The sequence below is a fragment of the Mesorhizobium sp. CNPSo 4684 genome (assembly GCF_057784315.1).
This window is the reverse complement of the sequence record NZ_JBWLUX010000006.1, coordinates 184,054-209,974: the sequence shown is the minus strand read 5'-3', so window position 1 is coordinate 209,974 and position 25,921 is coordinate 184,054. Positions and strand designations below refer to the sequence as shown.

Here is a 25,921-nt window from a genome sequence, read left to right as displayed (position 1 = left end):
TGCAACTCCTGTGTCTAGGCGCGCGCTTTCCCGCGCGGCCGGGCTGCGCCGGCTGACGTTTCGGGTTTCGGATTTTTGGTCAGCGCCGGCCGTTTCGGTCGGCGCTAGCGATCAGGCCAGGCTGTGCATGGTGCCCGTGATACGATAGGGCGCGCGCTCGGCGAGCCTCGGCTTGATCGCCAGTCCGGCGAGATAGCGCTGGAAGACCGCCGCCTCCTGGACGGGCGAGGCCAGCGCGACATGGCCGTCCGGTCTCACCAGATAGGCGCCGTCGCGCTTCAGGCCGGCGGCTTCCGCAATGTCCGACCAGGCGAAGACATGGACGGGAATACCGGTCGAGGCGAGCATCGCCCGAAACTCCCCATTGGCCTCGCCATAGACATGCACCTGCCAGTCGAGCGAGCGCAGCGGTTCGAAATTGTCGCCGTTCGCCGCCGGGACATAAGGCAGGCGGTCGCCGCCCTCGATCGTGCCGGCCTTGCCGCTGCTGATCGCGCTTTCGCGGTATTGAATGCGGGTCTGTGAAATCAGCCCGAAAAACCCGCGCGATCCAAATGTCGTCGCGAGGCCCAAGCGCAGGATCTTCGGCATCAGATAGCGGCGGAACAGGCCGACCAGCCGCGAGCGGTTGGTGGCGACCCGAAACGCCTGGTCGGTGCTGTGGATCAGCTTGCGGGCAAAGGCAATGCGCTCCGGCTCGTAGCTGTCGAGCAGGCGCTGATCGGCGCGGCCCTGCACCACGGCGGCGAGTTTCCAAGCGAGGTTGACCGCGTCGCCCATGCCGGTGTTCATGCCCTGGCCGCCGGCCGGGCTGTGGATGTGGCCGGCATCGCCGGCGAGGAAGACGCGGCCGACGCGGAAGCGGTCGGCGACGCGGTGATGGACGCGGTAGGTCGAGAACCAGTTGACCTTGTCGATCGTCACGCCGGTGTCGCGCTCGATATCGGCGCGGATCGCCTCGAAGGTGATCGTCTCGTCGGCCTCATGCGCCTTCGGCACAATGCCGATCAGGCGCAGCGAGCCCGACTGCCGCACCGGCATGACGATCGCAAAGCCATAGGCGCTGATGACGGTGTCCATGCCGTTGCGGGTGACATCGCCGCGCCCGTCGACATCGGCGACGTAGAAGGCCTGCTCGTAAGTGCCGCCGGGAAAGCCGATGCCGAGCCCGTGCCGCACCGCGCTGCGGGCGCCGTCACAGCCCGCGAGATAGGCCGCGCTGACGATCTCGTCCGTGCCGTTCTTGCGCAAGGTGGCGACGACCGAACTGCCCTTGTCTTCGAAGGCGACAAGCTCGGTGTCGCGCTCGACCTGGACGCCGGCGCGCTCCAGATGCACGATCAGGATGCGCTCGTGGATGTCCTGCGGCAGCGCGAAGGCGAACGGGTAAGGGCTGATGCCGCGGCCGAAATCGGCCAGCGGCAATTTTGCGGCGACGCCGGCTGGCGTGTGCACGGTAAGCTGTTCGATCTTCACGCCTGCGGCGATCATGTCATCGACGATGCCGATCTGGCGATGGAATTCCAGCGTGCGGGCCTGGACGGCGAGCGCGCGCGAGGTCTCGCCGGGGCCGGCATCCTTGTCGAAGAGGCGGACCGGAATGCCGAGACGGGTAAGCCAAAGCGCAAGCGTCAGGCCGGTGGGGCCGGCGCCGGCAATGAGGACCTTTGTTTGAGCCGTGCTCATTTTGCTTCTCCCTGGAGAGTGCGGACTTTCTCATGCTCGCGCAAGCGGTTGACGCCGGCGGTGACGACGATGTCGCCTTCGGAAAGGCCGTCGCTGACGACGACTCGGTCGGTCTCGTAGCGGGCGATGACGACGCTCTTCAGCTCGACGGCCGATGAGGCGCTCACGACCCACACCGCCGGCTCGCCATTCTTGTCGAACAGCGCGCTTCCCGGCAGCACCACGACCGGCGCACCGGCCTCGTTTACGCGGCCGGCAACGCTGGAGCCGAAGCGCATTTCATCAGGTGGATTTTGCAGCGCGACCTTGACTTGAAAAGTGCGGGTCGCGGCATCGGCCACCGGCGATATTTCGCGCACGATGCCGGTGGTCGAAATCGCCGGTTTGCTGAGCAGCGAGACCGTGATCTCCGGTGGCTGTCCGGACCTGTGTTCATCGGAGAACACCGCCTCAGCGATCGAGAACACGGCGTCGCGAGCCTGCGGATCGGCAATGCGCGCCACCATCTGTCCGACATTGACGAGCTGGCCTTCCTCAGCGCCGGTCGCGGTCACCACGCCGTCGAAATCGGCATGCAGTTCGGTATAGGCGAGCTGATCCTTGGCCATCTCGTAGCCGATCCTGGCAGAGTCCAGCTTGGCCTGCGCCGAGCGCAAGTTCTTCAAGGTCGCATCGTAATTGGCGCGCGTCGCATAGCCTTTGCGCAGCAGCGCGCCGATGCGGCTCTCGCCGGCGCTGGCCTCGACCAGCACCGCCTGTGCGGCCGCGACATCGGCCTCGGCGCTGCGCAGCCGGTTGCGGCAATCCTGGTCGTCGATACGGGCGAGGATGTCACCCTTGCGGACGCTCTGGCCGACCGACACAAAGCGCTTCACCAGCTTGCCGGAGATGCGAAAACCGAGATCGCTCTCGCGCTGCGGGCGGATCTCGCCGATGGCAAGGCGGCTGTCGGCCTGCGGCGCCGGCTTGACCGCCATCGCCTTGACCAGTTTCAGCTCGGGCGCTTCAGGCTTGGCGCCCGCGGCCTCGCCCTTGGCGGCGTACCAGCCGACGGCGGCAGCGCAGGCAAGCGATACGCCGAGAAGGCCTTTCTTCAACCTCAAATGGGATGCGGTGCTCATATTGTCTCCTATCCATGGTGCGGCCGGCCGAACCGGCAGCCGGCAATAATCCTGGCTGGGAGAGGGGAAGCGCCTTGGCGCAAATTCGGGGTCAGTCCACCCGTTTCACCAGCACGCTCTCATTCGGCGTTTCGGCGGCTGAAATCCCGATCGGTTTCTGAAAATTTTCCGATGTTTTGGCGACCGGCCTTGACGGCGGCGGTCCGTTGACGGGGCGGCCCGCGCTGGCGCCTGGGATCAGATGGCGAAGCCGCTGCTCAGCATGCGGCCGCCGTAATGTCTGCCTTGCAGACCCGCATGGATCCGCAGGCCAAAAAGGTCGCCGCACTTTCGGCGCTCGCAACCGCGCCCTCGACCCAGCCGAGATCGCTGGTGAACAGATCCGAGCCGCGCGGCCGCAATGCCGCCTATGCCGGCGCCGACGATCGCATAGTTCAAGGGTTGCATCGGTCTGCTCCGCTCACTTAACCGCTTTGGCCTGAATCGCTCCACGCGTGGCGACGACCATTGAGGGCCTGCCTTAGAGGCAAAGCAGGATCGGTTCTTGGGAAGAGCGGAACACGGTTTTGGGGAAATAGGCACCTTTGCCGCCTGACGAGCGGCGTGGCTTCCCTGTTTGGCAGCTCTGGCGCAATGCGGCATCTTGAATGGTAAGCACGCTTATAATATATACCGCTCATGGTTTCCGACGGCATAGATAGACTGGGCTTTTTGATCCACGACGTGCAGCGCCTGATGCGCAAGCGCTTCGAGGCGCGCGCCAGCGGGCTTGGCCTGTCCTCGGCGCAATGGCGGCTTCTGGTCCGCGTTGCCAAGGAAGCGGGCGTGGCTCAGGCGCGGCTTGCCGAACTGCTCGAAATCGAGCCGATCAGCGTCTCGCGCTTGGTCGACCGCATGGAGGAGGGCGGCTGGATCGAACGTCGACCTGACGCAACCGACCGGCGCGTGCGCATGATCTTCCCGACCGACAAGGCGAATGCGGCCTATGCCAATGTCAAAAGCCTTGCCGGCGAGGTCTATGAAGAATCGCTGGTCGGCGTTTCGCCGGAAGATCGCCGCGTCCTGATCCGGGCGTTGGATACCATTGTGCAAAACCTTGCGGACGGTGAGACGTCGTCCTTGAAGAGTACGGAAGGGGCAGCGTCATGAACGCGGCAGCCAAGATAGACGAGAATGTGACTAAGCTCGAAACGCCGGCACAACCGGCCGCCGAAGCGCCGGTCCAGCCGACCGCCGCGCCCGTCGCGGTGGCTCCGTCCGCGCAGCCCGCTCCCACTCCGAAAAAGCGCCGCCTCGGCCGCTTGCTTCTAATGGTCGTCCTGCCGGCGGCACTGGCCATTGGCGGCGGCTATGTCTGGGTGACCGGCGGCCGCTATCAGGAGACCGAGAACGCCAATTTGCAGCAGGCCAAGGTGTCGATTGCCTCGGATACGGCCGGGCGCATCGTTCAGGTCAACATTTCAGACAACCAGCTGGTCAAGCAGGGTGATGTGCTGTTTGCCATCGATCCCGAGCCCTACCGGATCGCGTTGGCCCAGGCCGATGCGGCGGTTGCGGTCGCACGCGTGGGCATCGAACAGTTGCGCGCTGCCTACAGCCAGGCGATGGCGCAGGAGAAGTCCGACGCCAGCGAAGTCGACTACGCGCAGTCGCAGTATGACCGCGCGGCCGACCTTGCCCAGAAGGGCATCAACGCCAAATCCTCGCTGGATCAGGCCAAGAACGATCTCGACAAGGCCAGGCAGCAGCTGGCGGTGGCCGAGCAGGGCATCATCAGCGCCAAGGCCGCTCTCGCCGGCAATCCCGATATCGAGACCGACAAGCACCCGACGGTGATGGCCGCACTCGCCGCGCGCGACAAGGCCGCCTACGATCTGGCACAGACCACGGTCAAGGCGCCGGCCGATGGTGTCATCAGCCAGGCCTCGTCTTTCAAGGTCGGTCAGTATGTCGGTTCCGGCACGCCGTTGTTTGCGCTGGTCGAGACCGGCGACACCTGGATCGATGCCAATTTCAAGGAAACCCAGCTTACCCACATGAAAACCGGCCAAAAGGCCGAGATCGTGGTCGACACCTATCCGGGCCGCACATTCGAAGCCACCGTCAAGGCAATCGGCGCCGGCACTGGCGCGGAGTTTTCGCTGTTGCCGGCCCAGAATGCCACCGGCAACTGGGTCAAGGTCACCCAGCGCATTCCCGTGCGCCTGGAACTCACCGATGCCGATGCCAAGATGGCGTTGCGCACCGGCATGAGCGCCTCGGTTACGGTGGACACCGGCGTTGCCCGCGGGTTGCCGGCCATCTTCGGCCACGCCACGGCGGGCGAGGCACAATAGACTGTGAATGGACCGTGATCCTGAAAAGCAGGATCACGGCCGGGCAGGAATGCTCGCTCAGGCGAGGTGGGATGACAGGATTGGTCCGATGGCAGGTTGCGCGACGGGTGGGGTTGGACCGGGCCGCATCGCGGCCTGACCAACGCCTGGCTATCGCGGCGCCGATCCTCCGGTCCTTGGATTTCCGGGCGGTAAGCGCCTGATGTGTTGAGACGTTCGGTCGATGTAACCCCCACATCGATAGATCGCGTCCCACCGCGATGAGGGTCTCTTCACCAGAGAAGGCCTCGCCGCCCGGAAGCCTAGTGTACACGTTTTTGTTACCTGTCGGAAGTTCCGTATCATGAGCACGCCAGAGCCGTTCAAGGAAGTGCCGCATCGCGGCCTGATCACCGTGGCGTTGATGCTGGCGACGATCATGCAGGCGCTCGACACCACCATCGCCAATGTCGCGCTGCCGACCATGACCGGTGATCTCGGCGCCTCGCCCGACAACATCAACTGGGTGTTGACCTCCTACATCGTTGCCGCCGCCATCATGACGCCGGTCACCGGCTGGCTGGCCGACCGCTTCGGCCGCAAGGAACTGTTCCTGGCGGCGGTGGTCGGCTTCACCGTGTTCTCGATGCTGTGCGGCATCGCCTGGAGCCTGGAGAGCATAGTGTTCTTCCGGCTGATGCAGGGCGTGTTCGGCGCTGCCATCGTGCCGCTATCGCAGACCTTCCTGCTCGATATCAATCCCAGGGAACGCCACGGCCAGGCGATGGCCATCTGGGGCGCCGGCATCATGCTGGGGCCGATCCTGGGCCCGACGCTGGGCGGCTGGCTGACCGAGAATTTCAACTGGCGCTGGGTGTTCTTCATTAACTTGCCGGTCGGCATCATCGCCTTTCTCGGCATGGCCGCCTATCTGCCGGTCGTTGCCCGGCGGGTGCGCAGCTTCGATTTCTTCGGTTTCGCCATGATCTCGCTCGGCGTCGGCGCGCTGCAACTGCTGCTCGACCGCGGCGGCGAGGTTGACTGGTTCTCCTCGGTCGAAATCTGGATCGAGCTTGCTCTTTCGATCACCGGATTCTGGGTGTTCACCATTCACACGGTGACGGCGGAACGTCCTTTCATCGACCCCAAGATTTTCCTCGACCAAAATTTCGTCACCGGGCTGGCGTTCATCTTCGTCATGGGCGTGCTGATCCTGGCTTCGATGTCGCTGTTGCCGCCGATGCTGTCGACCATCTTCGGCTATCCGACCATCACCATCGGTATCGTCTTGGGGCCGCGCGGTGTCGGCACGATGATTTCGATGCTTGTCGTCGGGCGGCTCATGAGCAAGATCGACGCCAGGATTCTCGTCGTCATCGGCTTTCTGCTCACGGCCCAGTCGCTCTACACCATGGCCGGCTTTACACCGCAGATGGACAATTGGCTGATCCTCAGCTCCGGCGTCATCCAGGGGCTGGGCATGGGCATGGTGTTCGTGCCGTTGTCGACGGTGGCCTTCGCCACGCTCGACGTGCGCTTCCGCACCGACGCCACGGCGCTGTTCAGCCTGGTGCGCAATCTGGGTTCCTCGATCGGCGTGTCGGTGGTGACGGTTCTCCTGGTACGCAACACGCAGGTCAATCACACCGAGCTGTCGACCTTCATCAACCCGTTCAACCCCAATCTGTGGGCGCTTTCGCCGGCGGCAGCTGGTGGCGACCCGATGGCGCTTTCGCAGATGGATCGCATGGTCAACGTCCAGTCGATGATGATCTCCTACGTCAACGACTTCAAAATACTGATGATGATGACGCTGATTGCCATCCCGTTTGTGTTTCTGCTGCGTAAGCCGAAAACGGCCCCGGTTGCCGGCGCCGCGCCGGCGGCACATATGGATTGAGACGCGCGTCGATATTTGTCGATATCAGATGACGTTGTCGCGGGCGCCTGCGAATATGCAAGGTCGGACGGTTGCCGGGATGATCGCAAAACTCTCCAGATATCCAAGAATGTCGATTCTGTAGCTGCGATGGTGATTTGAAAATGGCGTTTAAGTTTCAGGTAACCAGAAACCCTCTCGTCTGATTTCGGTTCGGCTTGTATGCTGTTAGTACATATCCAACACTATCAACAGACTGTCGCATGGCACATAAATGATCGTTGCGTTCTTTCAGACCCAGCTGGGAGAAGGTCTGTTTGGCTACGAAATCATCCAGGAAATCCGCGGAAACGACTGAGCCTGCCGGCTTGGCCGCGTTGGCAAAACTGGCCGATGTTTCCTATGAGTCGCTGGAGCGTGACCTCCGGGCGACGATCACGACACTCGAAGCACAGGCGCTGCGCTTCGAGACGGTGCTCGAAAACATTTCGCAAGGCATCTGCTTTTTCGACCGCGATGAGCGGCTGATCCTGAGCAATCGCCGTTATGCGGAAATCTACCGCCTCGCACCCGAGCAGTTGCGGCCTGGTCTGACGCTGAGCGAAATCGTCGAGCGCCGCGCCGCTGCCGGCACGGCGGCGCTGGCTACCGACGCCTATCTGGCGATGGCGAGATCGGTCAATTCAGGCAATGCTCCAAGGACCTGGACTGCCAAACTCGCCGACGGCCGGGCCATCCAGATTTACAACCAGCCGATGCCCGACGGCAGCTGGGTAGCCACCCATGAGGACATTACCGATCTTGCCGCCAGTCGACAGATCGTCGACGAGCGCATCTCGTTGCAGGCGCTGATCGACTGGGTGCCCAATTATCTCTGGGTCAAGGACACGCAAAGCCGCTTCGTCGTCGTCAACAGCGCACTTGCGACTGACAGTGGCCGCGACAAGACCGCCGACATGATCGGCTTGACCGATTTCGATATCCATCCCCCGGAAGTTGCGCAGAGGTTCCGGCAAGTCGAACAGTCGGTGCTCGAAAGCGGACAACCCTTGATCGATGCGGAGGAGTTTGTCGTCGATGCGTCGGGCACCGTAAAATGGTTCTCCTCGACCAAGGTGCCGTTGCGCAATGCTCAAAACGAAATTTTCGGTCTGGTCGGCATCGCCCGCGACATTACCGCCCGCAAGCAGGCCGATGTCCTGCGCAGCGGACAGGCAAACATTCTGGAGATGATTGCGACGAGCGCTCCGCTCGAGAACGTGCTCGACAGCCTCATGCGCTTGGTCGAATCCCAAGTGAAGGGGATATTCGGTTCCGTCCTACTGCTTGACCAGGATGGCGTGCACTTGCGGCACGGTGCGGCGCCGAGCCTGGCCAAAGCCTATATGAGCGCCATCGATGGATCTGCCATCGGCCCCAAGACAGGGTCGTGCGGAACCGCCGCCTACCGGCGCGAACCGGTCATCGTGGCCGACATTCTGCAGGATCCGCTCTGGGAGGATTACCGCGAACTCGCGACGCCCTATGGCTACCGTTCGTGCTGGTCGACCCCGATCCTGTCACATCAGGGCGTCGTGCTGGGCGTCTTTGCCATGTATTCGATGAGCGTGCGCGAGCCGACCGAGGCCGAGACTCGCCTGATCGAATTCACCACCCACATTGCCGGTATCGCGATCGAGCGCAAACGGGCTGAAGACCAGATCCACTTCATGGCCAACCATGACGCGCTGACCGGGCTGCCCAATCGCGCTTTGCTGGAGGATCGGCTTTCCCAGGCGGTCCTCTACGCGCAGCGATACAATCGCTGGGTGGCGGTGGTGTTCATCGATCTCGACAATTTCAAACTGGTGAACGATACGTTGGGCCACAATGCCGGCGACGAACTGCTCAAGACTGTTGCGAGCCGTTTGGTTGGATGCGTGAAGGCGACCGACACCGTCGTGCGGGTAGGCGGCGACGAATTTGTCATCGTCCTGTTCGATCAACCCACCAATGTCGATGTCATTTCGGAAACCCTGCAGACGATCAGGGATGCGATTGCCGAGCCGGTTCCCGTCGCCGAGCACCGCTTGCGATTAACGGCCAGCATCGGCATCGCAAATTACCCGAAGGATGGGACAAGCCCGGACAAGCTGTTGGCCAATGCCGATGCCGCCAAGTCTCGCGCCAAGGAATTCGGCCGCGACAATTTCCAGTTCTATGCCCCCGAGTTCAACTCGAGCGCACACGAAAAATTCCTGCTTCAGGGGGAATTGCGAAACGCGCTCGCCCGTTCGGAATTCGCGCTGCTCTACCAGCCGCAGATCGATCTGCGGTCGGGTCTGATCCTGGCCGTCGAAGCGTTGGTACGCTGGAACCACCCGGCGCGAGGCCTGGTGTCGCCGATGATGTTCATCCCGACCGCCGAGGAGACCGGGCTGATCGTGCCGATCGGCGACTGGATCCTGCACGAAGCCTGCCGGCAAAACAAAGCCTGGCAGCGCGCCGGTCTGCCGCCCGTCACCGTCTGCGTCAACGTGTCGGCGCGGCAGTTCAGGGAGAAGAACCTGATCGACCGCGTCGTCAACGCATTGAACGAAAGTGGCCTGGAGGCCAGGTATCTCGAGCTCGAGGTGACCGAAAGCCTGATCATGCAGGATTTCGAGTTGGCGGTCGCAACGATGAACGGGCTGCAAGGGCTCGGCGTGCAGATATCGATCGACGATTTCGGAACCGGCTATTCCAGCCTCAGCGCGCTCAAGACCTTTCCTGTGCAGCGGCTGAAGATCGACAAGTCCTTTATCGACGACCTCGCGACCGACGAGAACGATCAGGCGGTTACCAGTGCCGTCATCTCATTGGGTCAAAAGCTGAACCTGAGGGTGCTTGCCGAAGGCGTCGAGACGGATGATCAGGTTGCCTTCCTGCGCAAGAACAATTGCGACGAAATGCAGGGCAATTATTTCAGCAAACCGCTGTCGGCCGGGGATATCGGCAAGCTCATCGCGAAAGGCTGACGATGGGTTGGCGTCGCTAACCGCAGGCGCTTACCTTCCCAGCACCAGGCTCCAGTAACGGACAGCGCCGTCGCGTCCGTCGCGCACATAGGCAAGGCCGAAGCGGCTGAAATCCGGATCGAGCATGTTGTGGCGGTGGCCAGCCGAATGCATCCAGATGTCGAACAGTTTCCGCTGGTCGAACCGGCCCTCGGCGATGTTTTCGCCGGCGGCGCCCCCCACGCCATTGTCCCTCATCCGCGACGCGAAATCCTTGCCCCAGCCGGTGGTGTGGCTCATGCGGCCGCGCTGGGCCATGTAGCCGGCCTGCTGGAGCGCTGCCTGTTCGAGCTGCGCATCCGGCGCCAGCGGGCCGAGCCCGGCCGAGGCGCGGATGCCAGCCAGAGTGGCCGTGGCGGAGGAAGACACGCCGGCGCCTTCGCCGGTCGGCAGAGAAACGGTACTGCAGGCGGCAAGCCCGGCCAGCGCGGCAAGGCCGGCGGCCTTTAGCAGCGTGCGTCGTTCGAAATTGATCTGGGGCTGGTCGGCTTCGATGGTCGCTATGCTCATGCGACCTCTGATACCGGTGATCATGTCTTTTGCCGGGCAGGGCGATGAAAATCGCGTGAGGACCGGCGAAATGCCATCCCTGCGAGGACAACCCCTGGCAAATCGGCTATGCTGCCACAGGTATATGTGGCAGCTGCGGGCGGCCATCCAGGCGGTGACCGCCCCGACACACGGGAGGAAGGTTATGGCCGGCTTTCATGTCATGGCGGACGCGCACGGTATGCATGTGCAGCCCACGGTACGCCATATCTCCACCGCGGACCTCTGGGATGCGCTCAAGCTCGGTTTCGACGATTTCTGGGCCAAGCCGTCGCACTACGTGTTCCTCTGCCTGATCTATCCCGTCGTCGGCCTGATCCTGACGCGGTGGACCTCCGGCTCCAACGCCATCCAGCTCATCTATCCGCTGATGTCGGGATTCGCCCTGGTCGGCCCGTTCGCGGCGATCGGCCTCTACGAGATCAGCCGCCGGCGCGAACTCGGCATGAACACCTCCTGGTGGCATGCGCTCGACGTGCGCCGCTCGCCGGCGCTGCCGTCGATCGCGGTCATCGGCTTCATGCTGCTGGTGCTGTTCCTGTTGTGGATGTTCACCGCACAGTCGATCTACACCAGCCTGTTCGGCGATCAGCCGCCGGCTTCGATCGCTGGATTTCTGAGCGAGGTGCTGACGACCAGCAAGGGCTGGACGCTGATCGTGTTCGGCAATGCCGCCGGTTTCATCTTTGCCGTGATCGTGCTGGCGACGACGGTGGTTGCCTTTCCGTTGCTGCTCGACCGCGACGTCGGCGCCGTAGCGGCGATCGAGACCTCGGCGCGCGCGGTGATGGCAAATCCGCTGCAGATGCTGCTGTGGGGGCTGCTCGTCGCAGTGTTGCTGGTGATCGGCTCGATCCCGCTGTTTGCCGGGCTCGCCGTCGTCATGCCGGTGCTTGGCCATGCCACCTGGCACCTCTACCGCAAGGTGGTGGAGCCGGAGCGCGCGCAGCAGACACGGCGGCCGATGTAGGGGCGTCAACCTCGGCCGGTGCAGCCGGCCTAAGAAGTCAAGAGAGAGACCCATGATGAGCAGATTCCTGGAATTGCTCAGAGGTATCGGCTTTGCCGCTTGCTTCTGCCTAACCAGCCATGTTCACGCCGCGTCTGCAAGCGCCGACCAGCCGGTGCAATTCGAAAGCGCCGCCGTGAAGCCGACGCCGTTTCAGCAGCGCATTGCGCAACAGAACGGACAGGTACTAAAGACAGCTCCCGGCACGCCATTAAACGGCTATCTGACGCGACCGCCGGGCGACGGGCCGTTCCCGGCTGTCGTAGTTCTCCACGGATGTTCAGGCCTATTCCCAAGTTTGAGGAAATCCGGGTCCGAGCTGCTGTCTTCCTGGGGGTACGTCGTCCTCGTTGTCGACAGCTTCAGCACGCGCGGCATAAAGGAGACCTGTGATGGCCTCCACTCTGTTGATCGCGTCTATGACGCCTACGGTGCCTTGGAGTTCCTGTCGAAATACAGTTTTGTCGACCGGCAGCGCATTGCGTTGATGGGGTTCTCCGCTGGTGGGATCGCAACACTCGACGCCGTGCAATTGGGTGGCGCCGAGCGGCTGGTCGAGGGCAAGTTCAAGGCAGCGATCGCCTACTATCCGGATTGTTCGGCGACAAATGGCGACGTGACGGTCCCAACCTTGATCCTGATCGGCGACCTTGACGATTGGACCCCTGCCAAAAAATGCCAGGAGATGATGGCGCAGCGCAGCGGCAAGGGAAGTGCTGTTCAGCTTGAGGTCTTCAAGGGCGCTCGGCACGCATTCACATCCCGAGGATTGAAGGCCGGCACTGAGGAGTATGGTCACCGGATGGAGTACAATGCGGCTGCGACCGAGCAATCCGAGAAGGATGTCCGAGCGTTTCTGAAGCAAGCCTTCAGCGGATAGGAGCTCACTGGAGACAGGTTCGCTTTTGAGCGGGGGAGTCTCCGACCTCAGCGCTGGGCGTCGGTTGCCATTTTCAGCGCCAGCGCGGCAAGCACCGTGCCCATCATCCAGCGCTGGATGACCATCCATAGCGGCCGTCCGGCGAGGAAGGTGGCGATTGAACCGGCCGTGACCGCGATGATCGCATTGACAGTCAGGCTGATCGAAATCTGCGTGGCGCCGAGCACCAGAAGCTGCGACAGCACATGGCCCTTGCCCAGCGAGATGAACTGCGGCAGCAGCGATAGATAGAGCACCGCCACCTTGGGGTTGAGGAGATTGGTCATCAGGCCCATGGCGAACAGCTTGCGCGGCCTGTCCTTCGGCAGTTCGCGCACTTGGAACGGCGAGCGCCCGCCGGGCCGCACCGCTTGCCAGGCGAGCCACAGCAGATAGAGCGCGCCGGCAATACGGAGCGCGTCATAGGCGAACGGCACGGCAAGCAGCAGTGCGGTGATGCCCAGCGCAGCCGATACGACATAGAACAAAAAGCCGACTGCCACGCCGCCGAGCGAGATCAGCCCGGCCTTCGGGCCCTGCGACAGTGAGCGCGAGATCAGGTAGATCATGTTCGGCCCGGGCGTCAGCACCATGCCAAGGCAGACCAGCGCGAAGGCGAGATGGTTGGCGGTTTCGGGCACGGGTATGTCTCCGGGAAGCGGTGACGATACTCACCATGCGCTCTGACTCACCGCAAGAGCATGATGGCGGTAGCCTTTGCGCCAGCGTCAAAAATTGGCGAGGGCGGCGACGCTGTTGATCTCCCTCCTTGAGGGGGAGATGGCCGGCAGGCCAGAGGGGGTCGTCTCGCGTGGAGAGCCAGCCTCGTCTGGCGACGAAGGGGGTCGCGTCCCGTCGAACCGACCCCCTCTGTCGCCTTTGGCGACATCTCCCCCGCAAGGGGGGAGATCAGCAGCTTCAACCCTCAGCTCACCACGCGCAGGTTCGACAGTTCGTTGGCGATTTCCTTAAAATTGTCCGACAGCGTGGCGCCCGTCGCATTCCAGAACAGTTTTGCAGGCTTGCTCGGGTCGGTTGGATCCTTGCGGAAGCGCGAGTCGGACGAACACGTCTTCAGCGCGTCCATCGCGCTCTTGTCGCCGGCGTCGGTCGTCGACATGTCGAGCGCCACCGTCATCACCATGATGTTGGCCGCCTTGGCGTTGTTGCACAAGGTCGTCATCTGCTCGTTGAGCGCGGCGGTGTAGTTGCTCGACGAATAGTTGAACTGTCCGATGGCGCTCGACGTGCCGCCGAACAGGCGGGTGACCGCAGTGCCATTGTAGCCGACGCCGGTATAGCCATAGCCGGCATAGGTCGACTTGTTGCCGGCGGGGTCGGAGCTCGGCGTCGAATAGGTGTTCTCGCCGTCGGTAAGCACGATGACCACCTTGTCGTTGCCGCGCTCGGTCTCCGGGCGTCCCTCGGTGAAGGGCTCGGTGCTGGAGACGGTGCGCCAGCCCCACGCCATGCCTTCCGGCACATTTGTGTTGCCGTTGGGTGCCATCAGGTCGATCGCAGCCTTGATCTTGGCCAGCCCGTCGGCGTTGGTGACATCGGTCAGCGGCGTGATCGGCGTCGTGGTGCAGCTGTAATTAGGCCCGGCGCCTTTCGACAGCACCGGCGCATTGATCGGCCGCGGCTGGAAATACTTGGCCATGTTGGACTGCCTGGTCTTGCCGGTGGTGCTCGATGGATCGTCGTTCCACCAGCTGTTGACCGCGCCATAGGTCACCGGCTTCGGCTCATCCGGATCCTGCGTGATATACCAGTGGTTGCCCGGCTCGTCTGGCGCAAACATCGGCACGAACATGGTCGCGGGGTCGCCGACGCCGGTGCCGGTGTTGTTCGGTCCGCCAGAGGCTGGCGCGTCGTTGACATTATAGGGATAGGGACGGACTTCGACGCAGCCCTGCCAACTGGCGAACGGTCCGTATGTGTCGGTGTAGTCGTATTCGTCGTGGCTGTCCGAGCATGTATGATTGGCACGGTATTTGTCGCAGACCACGCGCTTGCTACCGACGATGCGCTCGTGGCTGGTGACCACCTTCATGTCACGGTAAAGCGAGAAGCGGGTCAGCATCTGCCCCTCCTGCTCACCCCAGCCGGTGCCTTTCTTGTACCAGATGCCACCGATCTTCTGGGCATATTTGTCAGCGGCGTTCAGCGTCGACCAGTCGAAGTTCTCATTATGGATGGGCGACAGCCCATAGGCGTCGATCCATGACGCATTGTCGTTGCTGGCGCCGACATTGACCGATGCGGCGAACGGCACCAGGCTGAACTGCACCGGCTTGTCGATCTGCTTGATCATCGCCGCCTGCGAGGCAAGCGTGTCGACCAGCTGCTTTGCGGCCTGTTTGAGAAGGTCGATGCGCTTTTGTCCGGAGCCGGTGCCGGGTGTCGACATCGAGCCCGAATTGTCGAGCACCATGGCTACTTCCAGCGTGTTCTTCAACCGCACCTGCGAGCACACGGAGTAGTCGATGTCGCCTGACGTCTTGCCGATCAACATCGAAGCTGCCGGCAGGAAATAGGGCTTGTAGACCAGGCTTGCGCAAAGCTTGACGATGCCGCCGCCGGCTGTGCTGCTGGGCAGCGTAACGTCGAGCGTCGTGTTGGCGGGATCGACGTCGTTGAGGTTTGCCTTGAAGAAGTCGAGCGCATAGGCGCGCAACTGGTCGTCGGTGGCGCCTTCCACCAGCCGGCGCGCTGTGGCGAAGTTGGCGGCGTCGAGCGCGTTGACCACTCTCTGCTTCTCGCTGACCATGCCGCTGAAGTCGACGGCCATCGCCACGCCGCCCATCAGCGGCACCATGGCCAGAACGGTCATGAGAGCATAATTGCCGCGCCGGTCGCGCCAGAAGTCACGCCAGAATTTGCGCATGTGATGTAAGCGGCCCCGCCTGCGGATTCTTCAATGCCGCCACACTTTCACAAAACGCTGAAGGACGGGTTTGGGAAACCGCTCGATTGCGCGCCGAGCGCTTCACCAAGCGCTAACCAAATGGGGGCGGCTGCTCTAGGCAAAACGCCCCGCCGGAGACGGGGCGCCTCGTCCCAAAGGACTGCGCCGATCAGCCGACGATGCGCAAATTGGACAGTTCGTCGCCGATTTTCTTGAAATCATCCGACAGTGTGGCACCCGTCGAGTTCCAGAACAGTTTCTCCGGATTGCCGGCCGCATCCTTGCGGAAGCGCGAATCCGACGAGCAGGCTTTCAAGGCGGCCATCTGTGCCGTTTCGGCCGTCTTGCTGGAGTCGAGATCGAGCGCGATCGTCATGACGATTACGCCGGCCGCCTTTGCGTTGTTGCAAAGCGTGGCGAAGTGCTCATTCATCGCCTTGGTGTAGTTGGCATTCGAATAATCGCCCTTGTTGACGTTGCTGCTGGTGCCCAGGAAGATACGGCCATCGCTATAGGGGCTGTTAAAGGGTTTGGTCTGGTTGGGGTAGGTGAGGTATCCCAGGGACGAGTAGATGGCCTTGGAACCGGCAAGATCGTTGCCGCCGTTCTTGTAGTTGGTGCTGGAATAAGGCTGCGCCCATACCGACGTTGGCGTGTAATAGGTGTTGGCACCGTCGGTTAGGACGATCAGCACCTTGTCGTTGCCCTTTTGGGTCTCGGGCCGGCCTTCCGTGAAAGGCGCCGTGCTCGAAAGGGTTCTCCAGCCCCAGGCCATTCCCTCCGGCACGTTGGTGGCACCGACATCGACCATGGCGTCGATGGCCGCTTTCACTGCTGTCGCCCCGGCAGCGACAGACACGTCGGTCAAAGGCGTGATCGCGGTCGTGCTGCAGCTTGTGTTCGGCCCCTCATTCATGCCGTAGGCCGGCGTTACCTTGGTGCCGGCATTGAAATATTTCGGCATGTATTTCTGGCGCGTGGCGTTGTTGGAGTTTGTCGTCACGTCGAGGTGCCAGTTGTTGTTCGCCGGCCGTGAACTGCTGTCAATATTGTCGGTCTCGTCGGGTGCGAACATCGGCACGAACATGGTAGCCGGTGTCGAGGTTGAAGCAGCTGTATCGTCTATATTGTAAGGATACGGGCGGGATTCGACGCAGCCGCCCCAGGTCGCGATCGGCGCGTAAACTATGTTGGATGTGCAAACGTTACTCGAGTTTTTGGTGCACGACGAAATGCGCTTCATCCACTTGTAGAGCGAAAAGCGCGTCAGCACCTGGTTCAGTTGCGTGGCATCCCAGAGCGAACCCTTCGCGTAGTAGTTGTTGCCGGACTTCGTCGCGTACTGGTTCGGGGAGTTAGTCGCGGTAAGCGTCGACCAATCGAGATTCTCCTGGTCGAGGGGCGAGACGCCTGTCGTGTCCATCCACGTCGCGTCTTTGTTTGCCGGGCCGACATTGACGGAGGCTGCGAACGGGACAAGGCTGAACTGGACCGGATTGCTTATCTGCTTCATCATCTGCGCCTGGCCGGCAAGCTGATCCACCAATTGCTTGGCCGCGCTCTTGAGCAAGTCGAACCTGACCGCGTTCGAATCTTTGCCGAGTTCGGACATCGAGGCGGAATTGTCGAGCACCAGCGCCACTTCCAGCGTGTTCTTGAGGCGGATCTCTGATCTGGCGGTAAAATTGACGTTGGTGTTGCCGGAGGATTCGCCAAGCAGCATGGCCGCAACCGGCACGAAGTACGGCTTGTATGTCAGGGCGGCTTGCAGAACCAGCGTGCCGCCGCCGGCGTTGTTGTTGGGCAGCGTCACGGTCAGCGCCGTATTGGCCGGTTGAACGTGGCCGAGATTGGCCTCGAAGAAGTCCTTGGCATAGGCCTTGGCCGCATCGTCGGTCGCGCCGGAGACAATCTGCTGGGCCGTGGCGATGCCTGCGGCGTCGAGCGCGTTCAGCGTGTCCTGGCGCTGGCGGATCAGTTCGGTGTAGTCGATGGCGAGTGCCAAGGCGCCCATCAAGGGCACCATGGCGATCACCGTCATCAAGGCATAATTGCCGCGTCTGTCGCGTAGAAATCTGCGGATCATGCCTTCAGCACCCCTGCCAGGATCCAAATATCGAAAATCGGCGCGAAGATGCCCACAAATCGTTAAATTTCAGGTTGCTGAAATGCGTTCAAGATCGGCCCATCATTTCAAGGCTCGTTAACCACTCGGCCCTGGTGAACGGCGAAGCAACATTTTTCGATCGACCGAAGCTTGGGGAAGGGGCGCTTGAATCGAGATGCAATCGCCATCAGCCCGTGGCGCGACGGCGTCGAAAACGCCGAAAGCTGGTGACAGGATGAAACGCTTCGGTTAATGCGGGGCCGGTTGCGGCGGACCGTCGGCTGCAGCTCTCGCAACGATCGTCACATCAGGAAAACGGCATGGCGGATTCGCCTGACATCATCGGCTCGCTCGGGGATTTGTCGGGAGCCTACTCGGCCATCCTGTGCGATGTCTGGGGCGTGATCCACAATGGCGAATGGCATTTCCCGGCGGCCGCCGAGGCGCTTGCCGCTGCGCGTTCTGCGAAGGTTCCGGTTGTCCTGATCACCAATTCACCACGCCGCAATGCCGATGTGGTGGCGCAGATGAATGCGATCGGCGTCCCCACCGCTGCCTACGACCGTGTCGTCACCTCCGGCGATGTGACCCGCGACCTCATCGCCGAAGGCCCGCGAAAAATCTTCCACATCGGCGCCGACCGCGACTTCACCCTCTATGACGGTCTCGACGTCGATCTCGTCGAGGAGTTCGAAGCCTCCGGCGTTGTCTGCACCGGCCTGTTCGACGACGAGGTGGAAACACCTGAGGATTACGCCGAACTGCTGCGCCGACTGCGGGCCAGGAACCTGCCTTTTATCTGCGCCAACCCCGACATCGTGGTCGAGCGAGGCGAGCGCATGATCTGGTGCGCCGGGGCCTTGGCCCGCGACTATGCCCAGCTCGGCGGCCGCACGCTGATCGCCGGAAAACCCTATGCGCCGGTCTATGACGCAGCAATGCGGGAGCTCGCCTTGCTTCTTGGCCGTGACGTCGAGCGCTCGGAGGTGCTGGCCATCGGCGACGGCATGCTGACCGACGTCAAGGGCGCCGCCGATAATGGCATCGACGTGCTTTACGTGTCGGGCGGCATTCACGCGCGCGACTATGGCGATCCCATGCAGCCGGACCCTGCCAGGCTTGCAGCCTTTCTGCAAAAGCACGGCTACCGGCCGGTCGCCGTCATTCCGAGACTGCAGTAGGGTCGCTTCCATGAGCGCAGCCTTCGACCATATTTCCGCGACCGCGCCGCTGCCGGCGCACTTGCGTGGCGGCGTGGTGGCGATCGGCAATTTCGACGGCGTTCACCGCGGCCACCAGGCCGTGCTCGAACGCGCGCTTGCCGAAGCCAGGCGGCGCGGCGTGCCGGCGCTGGTGCTGACCTTCGAGCCGCATCCGCGCAAGGTGTTCAGGCCCGATATGCCGCTGTTCGTGTTGACGCCGCCGCCGATGAAGGCGCGGCTGTTGGCGCATCTGGGCTTTGCAGCACTCGTCGAACAGCCATTCACGCGCGCCTTTGCCGGCCTGTCGGCCGAGGCTTTCGTGACCGATGTGCTGGAAAGGAACCTCGGCATCACCCATGCCGTCACCGGCTTCGATTTCCACTTCGGCAAGGACCGGCAAGGCGGCCCGGCCTTTCTGATGGCGGCAGGCGAGCGCCACGGTTTCGGCGTCACTTTGGTCGACGCCTTTCGCGACGAAGGCGCCGAGGTGGTGTCGTCGAGCCGCATCCGCGCATTGTTGTGCGAGGGCGAAGTCGCCGAGGCCGCCGGCCTGCTCGGCTACCGCTTCACCGTCGAAAGCGAAGTCATCGGCGGCCAGCGGCTCGGCCGCACGCTCGGCTTCCCGACAGCCAACATGAGGCTTTCTCCGGAAGCTGAACTGAAGGAAGGGATTTATGCTGTCCGCTTCCGCCGCGCCGATGGCACGCTTTATGACGGCGTGGCCAGCTTCGGCCGCCGCCCGACCGTCGACGACAATGGCGCGCCGCTGCTCGAAACCTTTGTCTTCGACTTTTCCGGCGATCTCTATGGCGAGATCTGCGAAGTCTCGTTCTTCGGCTTCCTCCGCCCCGAGGTGAAGTTCGACGGGCTCGATGCGCTGGTGGCGCAGATCAAGCGCGACGAGGCGGAGGCACGCGCGCTGCTGGCCGGCGTCAGGCCGCTGTCGCAACTCGACAGCGCGATCGCTTTTTGAGCGTCCGGCCGCCTACCGCTTCAAGGCAAGTCCGAGGGCGATGAAGCTCCAGCCCTGGAAGATCAGGTCGATGGCCAGGAACAGGCCGAGCACCCACAGGCTGTTGACCGGCCAGCCCATGGCGATGGTCAGGCCCGCCAGCACGCTGATCAGGCCCGCCGCGACGACCCAGCCCCAGCCATTTTCCGGCCGGTGGCTGTAACCGACCCAGGCCCTGAGCGCGCCCGAGGCGACCAGCGCCACTGCCAGCAGCAAGGTCAGCACCGTCGATGCCAGCAGCGGATTGTCGAAGGCGAAGAAGCCGGCAACCGCATAGAGCAGGCCGCTGAGCAGCCAATAGAAGAAGCGGCTCCAGCTCTTCACCCCGAAGGCATGCACGATCTCGATGATGCCGGCCATCAGCATCAGCCAGCCAACAACATAGACCGAGGCGACGGTGGCGATGAACAGATTGCCGAAGGCAATGCCGCCGAAAATGAGCAGCAGCACGCCGAGCGCGACGAACCATCCCCATTTGTCTCGTGTCCGGCCGATCGCGTCTTTCAGGGTGTCACCGTGCAGGGTCATAGCCGCATCTCCTCAAAGTCACTTTGCATCAAAGATCGCCTGGCTTGTCGCCGTCCCTGAGGTTAGTCCCGGCGTCGGCACCCGTCCAGCGACTGCGGACAACTGCAAACCGCGATCTCTGTCTCGGACTTAAATCAAATTTTACCAAACGGCCGTCAAAGCTGTGGCCGGGGGCGCGGCTGTGTTGTGTTAGTGGAGTGACCATGAGTCCGGTCGGGAAAATGTCTGCGGTTGTGGCGGCGATCATGCTGGGTGCGCCCACGGTGGCAAACGCAGGCGGGGGCACCTTCGGCTGGCTCTCGGGCGACTGGTATCTGACGCTTGGCGCCACCGGCATGGTCGCGCCGAAATTCGAGGGCGCCAACAGTCTTCTGCTCAGCGCCACGCCGATCATCTCACTGGGCAAGGTCGGCCCCGCCGCCCGCTTCACCTCGCGCAATGACAACATTTCGCTGGCATTGGTCGACGATGGCGGCGTCCGCGCCGGCCTGACCGGAAAGTTCCTGTTTTCGCGCAGCAGCAAGGATGAGCTGAAAGGCCTCGACCCGGTGCGCTGGGGCGGCGAGGTCGGCGGATTCTTCGAATTCTACCCGACGGACTGGCTGCGCGCCCGCGCCGAACTGCGCCACGGCATCCGTGCCCATGACGGCTTTGTCGCCGACATCGCCGCCGATGCGTTTTACGATGTGACGCCGACGGTCAGGATTTCGGGCGGCCCGCGCGTGTCGTTCGCCTCGTCGGGCTATTTCGACTCCTATTACGGCGTCAACGCCAAGGAGGCCGCGGCATCGGGCCTCAGCGAATACCATCCCGGCGGCGGCCTGAAATCGACCGGCCTCGGCGGCGCCATCACCTGGAAGGTGACGGAGCCGATGACCGCCAGCCTATTCGGCGAATATGCGCGCCTGAGGGGCCCGGCCGCCGATTCCAGCCTGGTCAAGGAGCGCGGCCAGCGCGACCAGTTCACCGTCGGTGTCTCGACCACCTACCGTTTCAACTTTTCAATGTAGGCGATTTCGGCGCTTTATTCCTGCCGTAGCTTCGGCTAAAAGCCCAGCCATGACCAGCTTTTCGCGCCTTTTCGCGATCGCGATACGAATTACAGGCCCGGTGTTCCGGGTGGCCTGAGCGCCGCCGGAGCCGCCGGGAGTTTCTGCGCGCCCCCTCGCGCTTTTTCCAGAACATCAACGCATATCGCCCAAAAGTGGGTCCGGTTTTGGGAAAATGATATGCGTCAACCGAAGACTTCACGCCCGAGCTTCGATGCCGCCGGGCAATGCACATGGCAGACCAAATGACCGACACTGTTGAAACGATCGACTATTCCAAGACGCTTTATCTGCCGCAGACGGATTTCCCGATGCGCGCCGGCTTGCCGGAGAAAGAGCCGCTGCTGGTCAAGCGCTGGCAGGACATGGACCTTTATCGCAAGCTGCGCGAGAAGGCCGCCGGCCGCGAAAAATACGTTCTGCACGACGGCCCGCCCTACGCCAACGGCAACATCCATATCGGCCATGCGCTGAACAAGATCCTCAAGGACGTCATCACCCGCTCGTTCCAGATGCGTGGCTACGACGCCAACTATGTGCCGGGCTGGGACTGCCATGGCCTGCCGATCGAATGGAAGATCGAGGAGCAGTACCGCGCCAAGGGCAAGAACAAGGACGAGGTGCCGGTCAACGAATTCCGCAAGGAATGCCGCGACTTCGCCGCGCACTGGATCTCGGTCCAGGGCGGCGAATTCCAGCGGCTCGGCGTCGTCGGCGACTTCAAGAACCCCTATACGACGATGGCTTTCCACGCGGAGTCGCGCATCGCCGGCGAGCTGTTGAAATTCGCCATGTCGGGCCAGCTCTATCGCGGCTCCAAGCCGGTGATGTGGAGCGTGGTCGAGCGCACCGCTCTGGCCGAGGCCGAGGTCGAATACCAGGACTATGAGAGCGATACGATCTGGGTGAAATTCCCGGTCGCCAGCCTTGCTCGCCCGGTTACCGGTGCCGAGGACGCGCAGGCTGCGGTGCTGTCGGAATCCTCGCTCGACCTGCTCGAGGCCCATGTCGTCATCTGGACAACGACGCCCTGGACGCTGCCCGGCAACCGCGCCGTCAGCTATTCGCCTCGCGTCGCCTATGGCCTCTACACGGTGACGGCGGCCGAGAATGCCTTCGGCCCGCAGCCCGGCGAGAAGCTGATCTTCGCCGATGCACTGGCCGAGGACGCGGCGGCAAAAGCCAAGGTCACGTTGACTCGGCTTCACAGCGTCTCAAGCGAACAGGTTGCAAGCCTTACGCTTTCGCATCCTTTCAGGGGGCTGGGCGGCGGCTATGAATTCCCCGTGCCAATGATCGCCGGCGACCATGTCACCGACGACGCCGGCACGGGTTTCGTTCACACCGCGCCCAGCCACGGCCGAGAGGACTTCGACGCCTGGACGGATGCGGTGGCCGAGCTGCTCAAGCGCGGTATCGACACCGCGATCCCGTTTCCCGTCGACGATGGCGGCTTCTTCACCAAGGACGCGCCGGGCTTCGGCCCGGACCGCGAGGGCGGCGCCGCGCGCGTCCTCGACGACAACGGCAAGAAGGGCAATGCCAACCAGGCGGTGATCGACGAGCTGATCAAGCGCAACGCGCTGTTCGCGCGCGGCCGGCTCAAACACAGCTACCCGCACTCATGGCGCTCGAAGAAGCCGATCATCTTCCGCAACACGCCGCAATGGTTCGTCTATATGGACAAGGACCTCGGCGACGGCACGACGCTGCGCAGCCGCGCGCTGAAGGCCATCGACGACACGCGTTTCGTGCCGGCGGCCGGCCAGAACCGCATCCGCGCCATGATCGAGGAGCGCCCTGACTGGGTGCTGTCGCGCCAGCGCGCCTGGGGCGTGCCCATCGCCGTCTTTGCCGACGAGGACGGCAATGTGCTGAAGGACGAAGCGGTCAACCAGCGCATCATGGATGCCTTCGAACAGGAAGGCGCCGACGCGTGGTTCGCTGCCGGCGCCAAGGAGCGCTTCCTCGGTAATCACGATGCCTCCAAATGGAAGCAGGTGATGGACATCCTCGACGTCTGGTTCGATTCGGGCTCGACGCATGTCTTCACGCTGGAAGACCGTCCGGACCTGAAATGGCCGGCCGACGTCTATCTCGAAGGCTCCGACCAGCATCGCGGCTGGTTCCACTCCTCGCTGCTCGAAAGCTGCGGCACCAGGGGCAGGGCGCCCTACGACACCGTCGTCACCCATGGCTTCACCATGGATGAGGAGGGCCGCAAGATGTCGAAGTCGCTCGGCAACACCGTCGTGCCGCAGGACGTCATCAAACAGTCCGGCGCCGATATCCTGCGGTTGTGGGTGGTGACGACAGATTATTGGGAAGACCAGCGGCTCGGCAAGAACGTGCTGCAGACCAACATCGACGCCTACCGCAAGCTCCGCAACACCATCCGCTGGATGCTGGGCACGCTGGCCCATGACGATGGCGAGGAGGTGCCGCTGGAAAAGATGCCGGAACTGGAGCGGCTGATGCTGCACCGGCTGGCTGAGCTGGATGAGGTGGTGCGCTCGGGCTACGACACGTTCGAGTTCAAGCGCATAACCCGCACTTTGCTCGACTTCATGGTCGTCGAGCTGTCGGCCTTCTATTTCGACATCAGGAAGGACGCACTCTATTGCGACGGACCTTCCAGCGTGAAGCGCAAGGCCTCGGTGCAGGTGGTGCGCCACCTCTTCGACTGCCTGGTGAAATGGCTGGCGCCGATGCTGCCTTTCACCATGGAAGAAGCCTGGCTCGACCGTCATCCCGATGCCGTTTCGTTGCATCTCGACCAGTTCCCTGAGATTCCGGCCAACTGGAAGAACGAGGCGCTGGCCGAGAAATGGCGCAAGGTGCGGCAGGTTCGCCGTGTCGTCACCGGCGCCCTCGAGATCGCGCGCGCCCAGAAGGTCATCGGCTCGTCGCTGGAAGCCGTGCCGGTCGTGACGCTCGACGATGCCGCGCTTGAAGCTGCAATCGCCGATGTCGACATGGCCGAAATGGCGATCACCAGCGATCTCGTCATCGCCCATGGCAAGGCGCCGGAAGGCGCCTTTGCGCTCGACGATGTCAAAGGAGTCGCCGTCGTTGTCGAAAAGGCCGAGGACCGGGGCCTGGTCAAATGCGCGCGTTCGTGGCGCTATACGGCCGATGTCGGGCAGGATGCCGAATTCCCCGACGTTTCGGCCCGCGATGCCGCGGTGCTGCATGAGCTGCAGGCTCTGGGACGTTTGTGAGTCCCTAAGCCGGTGCATAGAAGCCACGCCGGGTGGGCGAAAACCGCCCGCGCGTTGCCCTTAACGAGTGGTTGAGGTAAACACGCGAAACTCCGGAAGACAAATTGTCGCCGGATTTCCGTCGCAAGAGCGTGGACGATGGGGACCGGACCTTTGGCCGGTGACGATCGAGAGGCTGTCTAGAGTGGGACTTTTTGGCATGACCGACAGAACTTCCGTGCGCGTTGCGCTGCTGGCGCCGCTTGTCGCGTCCGGCCTCGCTCTGTCCGGCTGCATGAGTTCGCCCACCTACGGCACCGACAAGACGGCTGGCGAGCAGCTTGCCGGCGACCTGTCCGGCGCCTTTTCAATCTCGCCGAAGCGCAAGCAACAGATCGACTACAAGCCCCGTCCGGAGCTGGTGAAGCCCGCGCCAGGGCAAAAGGAGGCGCTGCCGGCGCCCCAGGAAAGCATCGAGACGGCGAGCACCGATTGGCCCGAATCGCCCGAGCAGCGCCGCGCCCGCCTGCGTGCCGACGCCACCGCCCACCAGGATGATCCGTCCTATCAGTCACAGATTGTCGATGATGTGCAGACCGATCCGGCTGCGGTGAAGAAGGCGATGGCGGATTCGGCCTCGAGCCACCCGCCACGCTGGTCGCCGGCGGATTCGGACAAGGGCCGCGCCGCCGAAATCCAGCGCCGTACGGCTGAGGGCAAGCAGGGCGATCCCACCACGCGCAAATATCTGAGCGAGCCGCCTTTGGCCTATCGCGCCGCCGCCGACACCGCGCCGCAGGGCGAACTCGGCGAGGACGAATACAAGAAGGAACGCCGCCTCAAGAAAGAGGCAGCCGCCAAGAGCAAGAGCGGCGGGCTCTTCGACTGGCTGCCTTCCTGGTAGGGATACCGCCCGCCATCGTTGGCGGGGCCTACGTCTCGCGCCTTTCCCGAAAGAATTCCTTGAGCAGCAAGGCCGCATCGGCTTCGGCCATGCCCGGATAGATATCGGGCGTATGGTGGCAGGTCGGTGAGGCGAAGAAGCGCACGCCGTTGACCACCGCGCCGCCCTTCTCGTCGGCCGCGCCGAAATAGAGCCGGCGCAGCCTGGCGAAGGAAATGGCGCCGGCGCACATGGCGCAGGGCTCCAGCGTCACATAGAGGTCGTGTCCGGTCAGCCGCTCGCTGGAGAGCTTCTGGCAGGCCGCGCGGATCGCCAGCATTTCGGCATGTGCCGTCGGATCGGCAAGTTCACGGGTACGGTTGCCGGCGGATGCCACCACGGTGTCGCCGCTGACGATGACGGCGCCGACGGGAACTTCGCCGCGCAAGGCGGCGGCTTGCGCCTCTTTCAGCGCCAGCGCCATGAAATCCGGCCGCTTCACGCGGTTTGCATCCTGAT

20 protein-coding genes are annotated in these 25,921 nt (G+C 63.0%); 12 read left to right on the top strand and 8 right to left on the bottom strand.

Going from position 1 to position 25,921, the window contains the following annotated elements:
• Positions 1–111: 111 nt before the first annotated feature.
• Together AC04SG_RS07780 and AC04SG_RS07775 are read right to left on the bottom strand one after the other, a co-directional pair.
• Complete coding sequence (locus AC04SG_RS07780) at positions 112–1,686, bottom strand: FAD-dependent monooxygenase (protein WP_488550549.1); 1,575 nt, start codon at positions 1,684–1,686, stop codon at positions 112–114.
• Entirely contained in the window at positions 1,683–2,807 is a 1,125-nt protein-coding gene (locus AC04SG_RS07775; RefSeq protein ID WP_488550548.1) for an efflux RND transporter periplasmic adaptor subunit, read from the bottom strand. Before AC04SG_RS07775 ends, AC04SG_RS07780 begins: the two co-directional genes overlap by 4 nt.
• 276 nt (positions 2,808–3,083) lie before the next feature.
• On the opposite strand from AC04SG_RS07775, the gene AC04SG_RS07770 reads away from it, so the two are divergent.
• The 5 genes from AC04SG_RS07770 (at position 3,084) to AC04SG_RS07750 (ending at position 9,997) form a co-directional block, all read left to right on the top strand.
• The gene (locus AC04SG_RS07770) at positions 3,084–3,275 is read left to right on the top strand and encodes a hypothetical protein (RefSeq protein ID WP_488550547.1); all 192 of its coding nucleotides are present in this window, start codon (positions 3,084–3,086) and stop codon (positions 3,273–3,275) included.
• A 210-nt stretch (positions 3,276–3,485) separates the two neighbouring features.
• The gene (locus AC04SG_RS07765) at positions 3,486–3,956 is read left to right on the top strand and encodes a MarR family winged helix-turn-helix transcriptional regulator (protein WP_192252809.1); all 471 of its coding nucleotides are present in this window, start codon (positions 3,486–3,488) and stop codon (positions 3,954–3,956) included.
• Entirely contained in the window at positions 3,953–5,143 is a 1,191-nt protein-coding gene (locus AC04SG_RS07760) for an HlyD family secretion protein (RefSeq protein WP_488550546.1), read from the top strand. The genes AC04SG_RS07765 and AC04SG_RS07760 overlap by 4 nt, the downstream gene beginning before the upstream one ends.
• A 343-nt stretch (positions 5,144–5,486) precedes the next feature.
• The gene (locus tag AC04SG_RS07755; RefSeq protein ID WP_488550545.1) at positions 5,487–7,022 is read left to right on the top strand and encodes a DHA2 family efflux MFS transporter permease subunit; all 1,536 of its coding nucleotides are present in this window, start codon (positions 5,487–5,489) and stop codon (positions 7,020–7,022) included.
• Positions 7,023–7,318: 296 nt separating this feature from the next.
• Positions 7,319–9,997, top strand: coding sequence for an EAL domain-containing protein (locus AC04SG_RS07750; RefSeq protein WP_488550544.1), 2,679 nt, complete (start codon positions 7,319–7,321; stop codon positions 9,995–9,997).
• A gap of 30 nt (positions 9,998–10,027) precedes the next feature.
• Here the strand turns inward: AC04SG_RS07750 and AC04SG_RS07745 are convergent, their stop codons facing one another.
• On the bottom strand, positions 10,028–10,546 hold the full coding sequence (locus tag AC04SG_RS07745) for a CAP domain-containing protein (RefSeq protein ID WP_488550543.1): 519 nt from the start codon (positions 10,544–10,546) through the stop codon (positions 10,028–10,030).
• A 184-nt stretch (positions 10,547–10,730) separates the two neighbouring features.
• Between AC04SG_RS07745 and AC04SG_RS07740 the strand changes: the two genes are divergently transcribed.
• Positions 10,731–11,555: a DUF2189 domain-containing protein gene (locus AC04SG_RS07740; RefSeq protein WP_488550542.1), complete on the top strand. Its 825-nt coding sequence runs from the start codon at positions 10,731–10,733 to the stop codon at positions 11,553–11,555.
• A 55-nt stretch (positions 11,556–11,610) separates the two neighbouring features.
• Entirely contained in the window at positions 11,611–12,474 is an 864-nt protein-coding gene (locus AC04SG_RS07735) for a dienelactone hydrolase family protein (RefSeq protein WP_488550541.1), read from the top strand.
• A 47-nt stretch (positions 12,475–12,521) separates the two neighbouring features.
• Here the strand turns inward: AC04SG_RS07735 and AC04SG_RS07730 are convergent, their stop codons facing one another.
• From AC04SG_RS07730 to AC04SG_RS07720, 3 genes are all read right to left on the bottom strand, one after another.
• Complete coding sequence (locus AC04SG_RS07730; protein ID WP_023742986.1) at positions 12,522–13,154, bottom strand: LysE family translocator; 633 nt, start codon at positions 13,152–13,154, stop codon at positions 12,522–12,524.
• 284 nt (positions 13,155–13,438) lie between these two features.
• Positions 13,439–15,400 (bottom strand): TadE/TadG family type IV pilus assembly protein, encoded by a 1,962-nt coding sequence (locus AC04SG_RS07725; RefSeq protein WP_488550540.1) that lies wholly within the window; start codon positions 15,398–15,400, stop codon positions 13,439–13,441.
• A gap of 190 nt (positions 15,401–15,590) precedes the next feature.
• A complete protein-coding gene (locus AC04SG_RS07720) occupies positions 15,591–17,507 on the bottom strand; it encodes a vWA domain-containing protein (protein ID WP_488550539.1) in 1,917 nt (638 codons plus the stop codon).
• 341 nt (positions 17,508–17,848) lie between these two features.
• Here AC04SG_RS07720 and AC04SG_RS07715 point away from each other — a divergent pair, with 341 nt between their 5' ends.
• A complete protein-coding gene (locus AC04SG_RS07715) occupies positions 17,849–18,709 on the top strand; it encodes a TIGR01459 family HAD-type hydrolase (protein WP_488550538.1) in 861 nt (286 codons plus the stop codon).
• A gap of 10 nt (positions 18,710–18,719) precedes the next feature.
• Entirely contained in the window at positions 18,720–19,703 is a 984-nt protein-coding gene (locus AC04SG_RS07710; RefSeq protein ID WP_488550537.1) for a bifunctional riboflavin kinase/FAD synthetase, read from the top strand.
• Between the two features lie 12 nt (positions 19,704–19,715).
• On the opposite strand, the gene AC04SG_RS07705 is transcribed toward AC04SG_RS07710, so the two are convergent.
• Positions 19,716–20,270, bottom strand: a complete 555-nt coding sequence (locus AC04SG_RS07705; protein ID WP_112564910.1) for an HdeD family acid-resistance protein — start codon at positions 20,268–20,270, stop codon at positions 19,716–19,718.
• Positions 20,271–20,491: 221 nt separating this feature from the next.
• Between AC04SG_RS07705 and AC04SG_RS07700 the strand changes: the two genes are divergently transcribed.
• The 3 genes from AC04SG_RS07700 to AC04SG_RS07690 all read left to right on the top strand — a co-directional run bounded on the left by AC04SG_RS07700 (position 20,492) and on the right by AC04SG_RS07690 (position 25,423).
• Positions 20,492–21,280 carry a MipA/OmpV family protein gene (locus AC04SG_RS07700; protein WP_488550536.1) on the top strand — a complete coding sequence of 263 codons (789 nt, stop codon included), beginning with the start codon at positions 20,492–20,494 and terminating at the stop codon, positions 21,278–21,280.
• A gap of 284 nt (positions 21,281–21,564) precedes the next feature.
• Complete coding sequence (gene ileS, locus AC04SG_RS07695; protein WP_488550535.1) at positions 21,565–24,540, top strand: isoleucine--tRNA ligase; 2,976 nt, start codon at positions 21,565–21,567, stop codon at positions 24,538–24,540.
• A 199-nt stretch (positions 24,541–24,739) separates the two neighbouring features.
• Positions 24,740–25,423, top strand: coding sequence for a hypothetical protein (locus AC04SG_RS07690; RefSeq protein WP_192252854.1), 684 nt, complete (start codon positions 24,740–24,742; stop codon positions 25,421–25,423).
• Positions 25,424–25,451: 28 nt separating this feature from the next.
• Here AC04SG_RS07690 and AC04SG_RS07685 read toward each other — a convergent pair whose 3' ends face one another.
• Positions 25,452–25,904 (bottom strand): nucleoside deaminase, encoded by a 453-nt coding sequence (locus AC04SG_RS07685; protein ID WP_488550534.1) that lies wholly within the window; start codon positions 25,902–25,904, stop codon positions 25,452–25,454.
• Positions 25,905–25,921: the final 17 nt, after the last annotated feature.

Coding starts and splice junctions, on each gene's coding strand:
- AC04SG_RS07775 (WP_488550548.1), bottom strand. CDS start 2,807: ATGAGCACCGCATCCCATTTGAGGTTGAAGAAAGGCCTTCTCGGCGTA.
- AC04SG_RS07690 (WP_192252854.1), top strand. CDS start 24,740: ATGACCGACAGAACTTCCGTGCGCGTTGCGCTGCTGGCGCCGCTTGTC.
- AC04SG_RS07780 (WP_488550549.1), bottom strand. CDS start 1,686: ATGAGCACGGCTCAAACAAAGGTCCTCATTGCCGGCGCCGGCCCCACC.
- AC04SG_RS07715 (WP_488550538.1), top strand. CDS start 17,849: ATGGCGGATTCGCCTGACATCATCGGCTCGCTCGGGGATTTGTCGGGA.
- AC04SG_RS07740 (WP_488550542.1), top strand. CDS start 10,731: ATGGCCGGCTTTCATGTCATGGCGGACGCGCACGGTATGCATGTGCAG.
- AC04SG_RS07705 (WP_112564910.1), bottom strand. CDS start 20,270: ATGACCCTGCACGGTGACACCCTGAAAGACGCGATCGGCCGGACACGA.
- AC04SG_RS07720 (WP_488550539.1), bottom strand. CDS start 17,507: ATGATCCGCAGATTTCTACGCGACAGACGCGGCAATTATGCCTTGATG.
- AC04SG_RS07725 (WP_488550540.1), bottom strand. CDS start 15,400: ATGCGCAAATTCTGGCGTGACTTCTGGCGCGACCGGCGCGGCAATTAT.
- AC04SG_RS07760 (WP_488550546.1), top strand. CDS start 3,953: ATGAACGCGGCAGCCAAGATAGACGAGAATGTGACTAAGCTCGAAACG.
- AC04SG_RS07765 (WP_192252809.1), top strand. CDS start 3,486: ATGGTTTCCGACGGCATAGATAGACTGGGCTTTTTGATCCACGACGTG.
- AC04SG_RS07755 (WP_488550545.1), top strand. CDS start 5,487: ATGAGCACGCCAGAGCCGTTCAAGGAAGTGCCGCATCGCGGCCTGATC.
- ileS (WP_488550535.1), top strand. CDS start 21,565: ATGACCGACACTGTTGAAACGATCGACTATTCCAAGACGCTTTATCTG.
- AC04SG_RS07710 (WP_488550537.1), top strand. CDS start 18,720: ATGAGCGCAGCCTTCGACCATATTTCCGCGACCGCGCCGCTGCCGGCG.
- AC04SG_RS07770 (WP_488550547.1), top strand. CDS start 3,084: ATGTCTGCCTTGCAGACCCGCATGGATCCGCAGGCCAAAAAGGTCGCC.
- AC04SG_RS07735 (WP_488550541.1), top strand. CDS start 11,611: ATGAGCAGATTCCTGGAATTGCTCAGAGGTATCGGCTTTGCCGCTTGC.
- AC04SG_RS07700 (WP_488550536.1), top strand. CDS start 20,492: ATGTCTGCGGTTGTGGCGGCGATCATGCTGGGTGCGCCCACGGTGGCA.
- AC04SG_RS07745 (WP_488550543.1), bottom strand. CDS start 10,546: ATGAGCATAGCGACCATCGAAGCCGACCAGCCCCAGATCAATTTCGAA.